This is a genomic window from Pirellulales bacterium (genome assembly GCA_035939775.1).
GTDB lineage: Bacteria > Planctomycetota > Planctomycetia > Pirellulales > DATAWG01 > DASZFO01.
The window spans coordinates 1-3884 of the sequence record DASZFO010000060.1; the positions used below are offsets into that span (position 1 = coordinate 1).

The 3884-nt window shown below is 61.6% G+C and carries 2 protein-coding genes; one reads left to right on the plus strand and one right to left on the minus strand.

The genetic code is table 11. The features are described from left to right. On the minus strand, nt 1–606 hold a 606-nt coding region (locus tag VGY55_02825; GenBank protein ID HEV2968895.1), incomplete at its 3' end, for a hypothetical protein. Nucleotides 607–1054: 448 nt separating this feature from the next. Here VGY55_02825 and VGY55_02830 point away from each other — a divergent pair. Continuing rightward, nucleotides 1055–3088 (plus strand): redoxin domain-containing protein, encoded by a 2034-nt coding sequence (locus VGY55_02830; protein HEV2968896.1) that lies wholly within the window; start codon nt 1055–1057, stop codon nt 3086–3088. The last annotated feature ends 796 nt before the right edge of the window (nt 3089–3884 follow it).

Here is a 3884-nt window from a genome sequence, read left to right on the forward strand (position 1 = left end):
GGCCATTCCCAACGAGAGACCGAACAAGACCCCGACGTTGATCTTGGTCAATATCAGCGCGCCCGTGATCGCCCCCAGCAACACGAGTGACGTGCCGGTCCGCCTGTCCCACAGGCTGACGACAATCCAGAAGGCCGCTGCCAGCAGCAGCGCCACCAGTTCCTGAGGATGCCCCGGCTCGTTAGCAAATACGCTGAGATGAAAAATGCCGGCCATCCAGACGATTGCGGCAAGGCCCAGGCCCCAATTCGCGTCACGAGCCAATTGCCGGGCCGTCATCGCCAAAACGAGAGCCGTCAGCCCCCAGGTCAGCAAGGCGACGGCCCGCACGCCGTCGTTCCCGAGCGGAACGCCGAGCAAAGAAAAAATCGCCCACCGGTCGAGCAGATAGGCTGGGCCATAGATGAAGCTGTTTTGATCGTACAGCGCCCGTCCATCCAGCAATTGCTGAACGGACAGCAGCATCTTTCCTTCATCGTCCCAAAACGGGAAACGGGTGAAGAGTGTGAAAAAGGCGAAGGCGATGCCGGCCGAGAACGTGCCGAGCAGCACCGCTCCAAGCACGATCCGGCGAACCGCGATACGTCGAGCAGGAACCGCCGTCAAGGACCGCAACGCTAAGGCCGCCTGCTCCTCCAAACGAACATTCCCTTGGAGTTGAATAGCTACTTGAACACCGGATTTTCGTTGATACCGCTGACTCCGTTTGCGCACAGGGTGCGCAAAACGCGGGAAATTGGCAGAAGGCGTTGGCGAGGACGGGAATCGAGCGCTAAAACGATGCCCATCCCTACGTTAACTGCGAGCCGGTCGCTCAGCAATCAAGGATCTGCAGCGTTGCCGACTCCCCGCCAGGCATTGACCGCCGGGTCGGCGGCCGGTCGAGCGGCCCTGAGTGGGACGCGAGACGCTAAGGGTTAGGTCGCGTCCCAGTGCCGCCATTCCGACTGAGCTTGTTTCGAGACTACCTTTGTCCTAGATTCCCCGCCGCTTCTTGCAGACGATTGGGATTGCTCACGCGATCGCGCCTCATCTCATCGGTCGGAACAGTAGCTTGCCACGGATCCAGTCGTCAGGGCACAACTCGCTGGTGACCGTCGGTCTGGTCACATTACTCGCGGTGTGCGTCTGGTTCGCCTGGCGAGTTCGCTTTCCCGACCGATCGACGAAGAGCTTGCTCGGCGACGAACCGCGGGCCGCACAGCCAAGTGGCCCCAAGCTGGCCGACCCAGCCGCATCGCTCGACCCGTTTCCGCCTGTCGAGCCGATTTCGTTTCCGCCAATCGTCGACGTCGACGGAGTGCTGCGACACGCCGGACAAAGCGATGCCGGTGTCACGACGGTCTTCGTTTTTTTGGCGACCCATTGTCCAATCTGCAATGCCTATCTCCCGGAGCTCAACCGGCTTCAGGAGGCCTTTGCGCCCTGGAACGTCGAGTTTTACGGCGTCATCGCCGACCGTCACACGTCAGCAGGCGACGCGGCGAATCACCGGCGGAAGTATCAGGTGGCTTTTCCGGTGCTTTTGGACGCGTCCGGGAGCTTTCGTCGACAATTGCGACCAACCCATACGCCCCAGGCAGTGGTCGTCGATCGTCGCGGTTCCGTCGTCTACAGCGGTCGGATTGACGACCGCTACGAGGCAATCAGCGGCCCGCGCCGGCCCGTGTCGCATCAGGAACTGAAAGACGTGCTGGGAGCGATCTGCTCCGGGCGCCAACCGCGATTCTCGCGAACGACGCCCGTCGGATGCTTGATCGAGCCGGCGGTTTCCGACGTGATCTCGCAGCAACTGACATTTTGTCGCGACATCGCGCCGATCGTCTTTGCCAACTGCGTGTGCTGCCATCGCGAAGGTGAGTCCGCTCCGTTTCCGCTGACAAGCTACGAAGAGGTCCGCGACCGGGCCACGCAAATCGCATCGGTGGTCGAACAGCGCATCATGCCGCCCTGGCGGGCCCGGCGAGGATTCGGCCGGTTTCTCAACGAACGGTGCCTGAATTCCGACGACATCGAGCGCATCGCAGCCTGGGTCCGAAATGGAGCCCCACGCGGCAATCCGGCCGACCTTCCTCCGGCTCCTCATTTCGTTGCCGGCTGGCAGTTGGGAAAGCCTGATCTCGCGGTCGCCATGCCCGAAGAGTATGAGATCCCGGCCGACGGGCCCGACATTTATCGAAATTTCGTGATCCCGACTCAGCTGCGCCAAGAGCGCCTGGCGAGCGCCTTCGAGTTCCGGCCCGGCAATCCGCGCGTTGTCCATCACGCGTGGGTCTATTTCGACGCACTGGGGGAAGCCCGCCGACTGGACGCGGCGGATCCCGGACCTGGTTACACCAACTTCGGCGGCCCCGGGTTCTCGGGGGCAAGTAGTCTCGGCGGATGGTTACCCGGCGGTCTGCCGAGGCGTCTGCCCGCAGGGGTGGGGCGCCCGATTCCGGCGGGCTCGGACCTTGTTCTTCAGATCCACTATCATCCGACGGGAAAGCGCGAGCGTGATCGGTCAAAGATCGGGTTCTACTTGGCTCCACCGACCGCTCAATGCCAGGCGGGAGAGATCATGGTGGCCAACTATGATCTGGACATTCGCGCGGGGGCCCGCCAGCACCACGTCTGCGCGTCGCACGTGCTGCCGGTGAATACCTGTCTTCTCGACGTTACTCCGCACATGCACCAGTTGGGACGCAAAATGGAAGTGACGGCCATCCTGCCGGATCGCACCGTCATCCCGCTCGTCGCGATCGACGACTGGAGCTTCTATTGGCAAGATCATTACGTCTATCGAGAACCCATCTGGCTGCCGGCTGGAACGAAGCTGAGCCTGGAGGCCTGGTACGACAACTCGTCGGACAATCCGCAAAACCCAAATCTCCCCCCGCGCGACGTGTATTTCGGCGAGAAGTCCGACGACGAGATGTGCATGTGTTACTTCCAGGTCACGGCCCGCACCTTCGCGGAAATGCAAATGTTAGAGAACGACATGACCCTCTATATCCGCGAGCAGATGGAGCAGTATCGACAGGGAATGGCACGCCGCGGCGCACCGATCGCGCGCCCCGAGCGCGCCGCCACAACGCTCGGAAATTGACACACGGCCGCCGGGTGCCATCGGCGGCGGCTCGGGCCGCCAGTCCTCTTGTGCGAGCCAGGCTCTGGCCACGGCGAAGGCCACGGCACCTCGCTGCTCCAATGGCGGCCGGTACGGGACGCCGGTCGAGTATCGACGTAATGCGTCCTTAAGCTCCCATCAACCACATCTCCGCTCCGGCCGGGTGGCCAGGACAACTTGTTGTCCTGGCTGCGAAGCAGCAAGAGGCTGCTCAATCAAGCCAGGACATAGGCACGGCCACCGGTCAAGGTAGTGTCTGACGGAACTCCACGGCCAATCGCTCGCTTCTGCCACGAGTCCCTTCGCGACTCTCGCAACTCGTGGAAAAACAAACTCTGTCGCCCGGCTGGGGCTTCGGAGGTTTTTCTGTGGCCCGCGTTACCCAGGGTTGAACACCCTGGGCTATTTTCTGACGCCCCTTGCGGGGCTCCAATTCAAGATCGATGCTGAGCCCACTCGGGCCCCGACGACAATCCTGAATTCCGAGAAAACTGATCTTGGCCGATTTGAATTTTTGTGGCTTACTGGAGATAGCGACTTTTTGCGTGTAGCGTTTTGGTGCGCGCTCGATGCTCGACGACGTGGGAGCGATGCGCGCCGGTGTCGGAGCGCGCAGAGACAACTGCTGCCGGCCCGAAGTTGGTTAACGAAATTTCATCCCAAGGGGGTGTGGTGTGGTCACCTACTTTCAATAGGCTTTCAATAGGTAGTTGACCACACAAATAGGTGACCACGGGGACTTTTGAGCCCGGGGGCCCTCACCGCCGGATCGTTC